Below are 5,873 nucleotides of genomic sequence, written 5' to 3'. Positions count from 1 at the left end.
TGAAACGCCTTAGCGCCGATGGTAGTGTGGGGCTTCCCCATGTGAGAGTAGGTCATTGCCAAGCACCTAATTAGTACCCTAGTGGTATGAGAGAGAACCCCAGTTGCGATGCAGCTGGGGTTTTTTCGTTGTGGGCCGAAGATCGATCACGGCGACCTCCAGTACATGCGATATCCTTGCCTGATCAATGATGCCCCAGTAGCCTCAGACTGACATCGAACCTCCTCACCTTACGACACTGTAGGGTTGTCTTCAGGCAACCCGGCAGGCGCCAGCGTGCCGTCTGATACTCACCTGACTAGCGAGCCCGATAAGGCACAAGCACTGTCCACGCTTCTTCGAAGCGTGGGTCGCCTAAAGACGACCCTACAGGCCTGATGACCAACTATCGATCGGTTACAACAGGCCCCACAAGGTGTCGAATACGATCTTCTGAGTTGCTGCCACCTCGGCTGAATCGATTACAACGGTGGTAGGGTAGTTTTCACGCAGCGTGAACGGCTCGGTCTCGCATGCGCTGATGTAGAAGAGGGGGTGTGGATAAGCCTGAAATGTCATCTGTGTATAACGTTCTTGCGTCATGCATCCGTTATTTGGAGAATCCCGAAGGAATACTTGGCATCTCTAGCGAAGTCCCGTTTATCAATTCGCTGTCAGGAACAACAATGATTGGAAAATCTGGTAAACTGCGCCCTGCGATGCGTGACAAAGGTTTATCTGTATTGGTATGACAATCGTCATTTACTGATGTCGTATCTATTGGCATTGTGTATCTGGATCGACCTTTGATGTAACTGCTGATGTTGGAAGGTTAGTGTAAATGTATAGCGAAGAAGATATTCGTCGTTTGGCGTGGCAAAGTCGTCGAGGCATGCTTGAACTGGACGTGCTGTTTGTGCCGTTCGTAAAAGAAGCCTTTCGTGACTTAGCGTCCGATGATCAGGAGCGTTTTGTTAAGCTGCTAGAATGTGAAGATCAGGATTTGTTTCTCTGGCTGATGGAGCGGGAAGTTCCTGCTGACCCAGATATTCAACGTATCGTTCGTATTATTCTGGATCGTGTTCAGCCCCACTGAGTTTAACCTCACTCCCTCGCGCTCTCTGATATATCTGATATTGGGGAGCCATACTCTTGTCTTAATGAGCCTCTGCCTCACCCAATTAGAACAGTTTGTCCGATTGACGCTGGTACTGTTAACGCTGTTTTCATTTGCGTTGAATTTCTACAGATATGGCTCGAGTAGCTATTGTGATCGAATCAATAAGCTTAGATGGAATGCGGATCGGCAGGAGATCTCTATCCGTCGCGGTGAGCGTTGGTTGGTTGTGGATAAAGTATATAGCGCTGTGGTTCTGCCCTATGCGGTAGTATTGCGCTTGAAGACAGAAGGTTATCTTTTGCCACAATCTTTAGTGGTGATGTTCGATGGATTGACAGAGGCTGATTTTAGACGCTTGAGAGTGCTTGCGTTGCATGGGGCTTATGTAAAAGCCCCTGATGGAACGTGAGCAGCGCCTAGCGCCACTGAAAGTTCACCGGTGTGAGGATAGTATCGCGGGCTTCAGGCGCTTCATCCGGGTAATCGAGTGTATAGTTAAGGCCGCGACTTTCCTGACGCAGCATTGCTGAGCGGATGATTAGGTCTGCTACCATCGCCAGATTTCGGAGTTCAAGCAGGTCTTTACCGATTTTATAGTTGCTGTAGTACTCACTGATCTCCAGAAGCAGCAGGTCTACACGGTGTTTGGCTCTCTGCAGGCGTTTATTGGTCCGGACGATACCAACATAGTCCCACATAAAACGACGTAGCTCGTCCCAGTTATGGGAGATAATAACGTCTTCGTCCGAGTCGGTTACCTGGCTCTCATCCCAATCCGGAATATGGACCTGTTCCCCAGTGTTTGAAAATGTTTCACCGATGTGAATGGCGGCAGAACGTGCATATACCAAGCACTCCAGCAATGAGTTACTCGCGAGTCGATTGGCGCCGTGGAGTCCGGTGAAGGCGGTCTCTCCAATGGCATACAGCCCCGGAAGATCAGTCATGCCTGTTGCATCGGTCATTACGCCACCACAGGTGTAGTGAGCCGCAGGTACGACAGGGATCGGTTCCTCTGTGATATCGATACCCAATTTCATACAGCGCTTGTAGATGGTTGGAAAGTGGGAGCGAATAAAGTCAGCGGGTTTGTGCGAAATATCGAGAAAAAGACAGTCTGCTCCCAGACGCTTCATTTCATGGTCGATTGCCCGGGCTACGATGTCACGGGGTGCCAGTTCTTCGCGCGGATCAAAACGATCCATAAAGCGGGTGCCATCAGGTAACAGTAGTTTTCCACCTTCACCGCGTACCGCTTCGGTAATCAGAAAAGACTTGGCTTGAGGGTGGTACAAACAGGTCGGATGAAACTGGTTAAATTCCATATTGGCAACTCGGCAACCTGCACGCCAGGCCATCGCAATACCATCACCGGTCGAACCATCGGAATTGCTTGTATAAAGATAGCTTTTTGAAGCACCGCCGGTTGCGAGCACGACATTCTGGGCATTAAAGACCTCGACGTGCCCGCTTTTGCAGTTAAGAGCATAAGCACCGATACAGCGGTTGTCTGCCAGACGGAGTTTGGTTCGGGTCACAAGATCAACGGCAGTATAGTGTTCGAAAAGACTGATGTTTTCAGCCGCCATCGCTTTTTCGATGAGTGTGCGTTGCATCGCCTTGCCGGTCGCATCTGCTGCGTGAATGATGCGACGATGGGAATGGCCACCCTCTTTAGTCAGGTGATGCTCGCCGTCAGCTTTGGTAAAAGGGACGCCTTGATCAACCAGCCACTCGATGCACTCACGTCCATGTTGTACAGTAAAATCCACTGCATCCGGGTGACTTAACCAAGAGCCTGCGATCATCGTATCTTCGCTGTGTTGCTGCTCACAGTCTTGATCGTCAAGTACTGCGGCAATACCACCTTGGGCAAGCCAGGTTGAGCCACTTTTAAGGTCGCCTTTACTCAGAACGGCAATTTTCATCTCAGGGGCGAGGTGTAACGCAAGGGTTAGACCTGCAGCGCCGCTGCCAATAATAAGTACGTCGTATTGGTGAGTAATTGCCATGCTCTGTGAGCTTCCTTTATCGTAACTAATACTTTGGTTTCAATTATGCCTGAATCTTTGATAATTGGGGATTTTCCCTCAATTTCAATTTTTTTTACGGCATTGGGAACTAACCTTTTTTAAGGTGTTCATAGAGTGTAGTTCGGAACACTCTGTGGATATGAGGTTGCAATGAAGTAGTAGGTAAAAAATACTTTAAGTATCTGTAGTCGGGATAACAGGCTACATTTAGCCTCAACAAGGAAATATTAACAGAGATAAGGACCGAGAGTGTCGAACGAAAGCCAGGCAGAAATAGATCAACAGCTTGTTGCCCGTGTGCAGGCCGGTGATAAGAGAGCTTTCGACCTATTGGTGAAAAAGTATCAGCACAAGATTGTAGGGCTGATCGGTCGTTATGTGTATGACCAGCACGAAGCCTTGGATGTTGCTCAGGAAGCGTTTATTAAAGCTTACCGGGCATTGCCGAAGTTTCGTGGAGACAGTGCGTTTTATACCTGGTTGTACCGCATAGCAATCAATACGGCGAAAAATCATCTGGTTGCAAAAGGTCGCCGCCCACCTGACGTGGACGTCGCTGTTGAAGATGCACATCACTTTGAAGGCGCGAATGATTTAAAGGATATCGAGAATCCCGAAAATCAGCTTTATCGTGACGAGCTGGAACGCGTTGTAAAAAAGGCGTTGGATCGGCTGCCGGAGGATCTGCGTGTGGCGTTAACTCTGCGTGAGTTTGAGGGACTCAGCTATGAGGATATCGCCAGCGTAATGGACTGCCCTGTGGGAACGGTAAGATCTCGTATCTTCCGCGCCCGGGAGGCAATAGATAAGGAGATCGTGCCGTTAATGGCAATGTAGGTTTTTGGGGTAGAGACTGGGAACGTTTGAGGTAGGGTTTATGACTGATCGATCCATCGAATCAGTGTCCGCATTGATGGACGGTGAGGTGGCAGACTTTGAGTTAAGGCGCACGCTGGATAAGGTTGCTGAGGATTCCGAGGCTTCTGAACGCTGGCGCAGATACCATATCGCACGCTCCGCAATGAGAGGCGAAACGGTCACTGCAACTGAGATTGATCTCAGCAGTTCTGTCATGGCAGCGCTTAATGAAGAAGAACCACTGGTACCGGAAGTACCTGCGACCACAACTGAACAGAAAACCTCCAGAACACATGAGTTGTTCTGGAAGCCATTGACCAGTATGGCAGTGGCTGCATCGGTAACTGCAGCAGTAATTTTTGGCGCACAGAATTTTGGTCAAACTGCACCTGCACAGCTGGCTGATAACCGGCCTGATTATGTATTGCCGGGGGCGGTAAACTCAGGCAACTATGTGCGAGCGCAGTTGGGCAGTCATGTCTCGTTGAGCAGCAATCGCGAAACGACGGAACCGGAAGTGATCCGTTTATCACAAGGATTATCTCGATACATTAATCAGCATAAGCATTTACTGACTTCACAGAAGCCCCTATGGAACGCCGAATGGTTGCCAAAAGGTTTTAGCAATGTGCGTCACGAGGTGATGCCGGATGCGGAAGTGATGGTGTTTTCCGATGGTCGGAACTCGTTCTCTGTCTGTGTAGAACGGTTGGGTCGTCAGTCTGTGCCACAAGGTGTAGCGCAGTCAGATACCATGGTTGCAGTGGCAAAACGTATGGACAGTCACTTTGTCACTGTTGTTGGCGATGTGCCACTGATGATCGCTGAACGAATAGCGTCGTCTGTATCACCGAAACGGCTGTAATTTATGCTCGAAGAATCAGGGCGCGTCGTTGACGTTGACAGCGATGGCGTCTGGGTTGAAACAATCAAGATGAGTGCCTGCGGATCCTGCAGTGCCCGCAGTGGATGTGGTCAGTCATTGCTGGCATCTGTTGGGCAAGGGAAGCGTTCGGTCATCTGTGTGGATAACCCAAACCAGTTGCATGTTGCGGCTGATGATAATGTTGTTATTGGCATCGGTGAGAACGCGTTTATGCGAATCTCATTGTTGCTATACCTTCTTCCTTTGCTGGCGCTGTTTGCCGGTGCCGCCATTGCCGGTTCTCTCTCTCTGGGGGAGCCGGTAGTTATCGGGTGTGGATTGTTGGGACTAACTGTTGGGCTGGTAGCGGTTCGTTATATCAGCCGGACGTATATGACGTCCTGCAAATACCATCCGGTATTACTGAAAGTTGTCTGAACCTGCCTCTGTTATTTGTTAAGGAAAGGTCATCGTTATGATGCATTCTACTCGCATTTTTCTGATCTCATTTGTTACTTTGATCTGGACATCGCTGGCGCAGGCCGCCAGTTTGCCTGACTTCAAGGATCTGGTAAAAGATACGTCACCTGCAGTGGTGAATATCAGCACAGTTCAAGCCGCGGCTGAAAGTGGACAGGGGCCGTTAGGTCAGTTCCGTGGGCCTAACGGTGAAGAGATTCCCGAAATTTTCCGGCATTTCTTCCAGATGCCTGACATGGATAAAGGGCCAAGACGTAAAATTCCACAGTCACTGGGATCGGGTTTTATCATAAGTGATGATGGCTATATTCTGACCAATCACCATGTGGTGGATGGGGCGGATAAAGTTATTGTGCGTTTGTCTGACCGACGTGAATTGGAAGCAGAAGTGGTTGGCTCTGATAAACGTGCAGATATCGCGCTGTTGAAAATAGACGCTGACCATTTGCCAACAGTCCGGTTGGGCAATTCTGACAAGATCGAGGTTGGTGAGTGGGTACTTGCTATCGGTTCACCGTTTGGTTTTGATCACAGTGTG

General features: G+C 49.4%; 8 protein-coding genes. 6 read left to right on the top strand and 2 right to left on the bottom strand.

Going from position 1 to position 5,873, the window contains the following annotated elements:
* Positions 1-396 precede the first annotated feature (396 nt).
* Positions 397-558, bottom strand: coding sequence for a hypothetical protein (locus tag ABYW01_RS12215; RefSeq protein ID WP_372833022.1), 162 nt, complete (start codon positions 556-558; stop codon positions 397-399).
* 262 nt (positions 559-820) lie between these two features.
* On the opposite strand from ABYW01_RS12215, the gene ABYW01_RS12210 reads away from it, so the two are divergent.
* Both ABYW01_RS12210 and ABYW01_RS12205 read left to right on the top strand, forming a co-directional pair.
* A complete protein-coding gene (locus ABYW01_RS12210) occupies positions 821-1,075 on the top strand; it encodes a succinate dehydrogenase assembly factor 2 (protein WP_372833020.1) in 255 nt (84 codons plus the stop codon).
* A complete protein-coding gene (locus ABYW01_RS12205; protein ID WP_372833019.1) occupies positions 1,059-1,508 on the top strand; it encodes a protein YgfX in 450 nt (149 codons plus the stop codon). The genes ABYW01_RS12210 and ABYW01_RS12205 overlap by 17 nt, the downstream gene beginning before the upstream one ends.
* A 7-nt stretch (positions 1,509-1,515) precedes the next feature.
* On the opposite strand, the gene nadB is transcribed toward ABYW01_RS12205, so the two are convergent.
* A complete protein-coding gene (gene nadB, locus ABYW01_RS12200) occupies positions 1,516-3,111 on the bottom strand; it encodes an L-aspartate oxidase (RefSeq protein WP_372833017.1) in 1,596 nt (531 codons plus the stop codon).
* Between the two features lie 270 nt (positions 3,112-3,381).
* Between nadB and rpoE the strand changes: the two genes are divergently transcribed.
* The 4 genes from rpoE to ABYW01_RS12180 all read left to right on the top strand — a co-directional run.
* The gene (gene rpoE, locus ABYW01_RS12195; RefSeq protein WP_193954857.1) at positions 3,382-3,969 is read left to right on the top strand and encodes an RNA polymerase sigma factor RpoE; all 588 of its coding nucleotides are present in this window, start codon (positions 3,382-3,384) and stop codon (positions 3,967-3,969) included.
* Between the two features lie 40 nt (positions 3,970-4,009).
* Positions 4,010-4,855, top strand: a complete 846-nt coding sequence (locus ABYW01_RS12190) for a MucB/RseB C-terminal domain-containing protein (RefSeq protein ID WP_372833015.1) — start codon at positions 4,010-4,012, stop codon at positions 4,853-4,855.
* A gap of 3 nt (positions 4,856-4,858) precedes the next feature.
* Positions 4,859-5,293 carry a SoxR reducing system RseC family protein gene (locus tag ABYW01_RS12185; protein WP_372833014.1) on the top strand — a complete coding sequence of 145 codons (435 nt, stop codon included), beginning with the start codon at positions 4,859-4,861 and terminating at the stop codon, positions 5,291-5,293.
* Between the two features lie 40 nt (positions 5,294-5,333).
* On the top strand, positions 5,334-5,873 hold a 540-nt coding region (locus tag ABYW01_RS12180), incomplete at its 3' end, for a trypsin-like peptidase domain-containing protein (RefSeq protein ID WP_372833024.1).

This window comes from Pontibacterium sp. (assembly GCF_041587635.1).
Lineage (GTDB): Bacteria > Pseudomonadota > Gammaproteobacteria > Pseudomonadales > Balneatricaceae > Pontibacterium.
Note: the sequence above shows the minus strand (reverse complement) of the source record. Positions and strands in the feature narration are given on the sequence as shown.

Bases quoted from the DNA above. Each gene is read 5' to 3' on its own strand.
- ABYW01_RS12190 (WP_372833015.1), top strand. From the start codon at position 4,010: ATGACTGATCGATCCATCGAATCAGTGTCCGCATTGATGGACGGTGAG.
- ABYW01_RS12185 (WP_372833014.1), top strand. From the start codon at position 4,859: ATGCTCGAAGAATCAGGGCGCGTCGTTGACGTTGACAGCGATGGCGTC.
- nadB (WP_372833017.1), bottom strand. From the start codon at position 3,111: ATGGCAATTACTCACCAATACGACGTACTTATTATTGGCAGCGGCGCT.
- ABYW01_RS12215 (WP_372833022.1), bottom strand. From the start codon at position 558: ATGACATTTCAGGCTTATCCACACCCCCTCTTCTACATCAGCGCATGC.
- ABYW01_RS12210 (WP_372833020.1), top strand. From the start codon at position 821: ATGTATAGCGAAGAAGATATTCGTCGTTTGGCGTGGCAAAGTCGTCGA.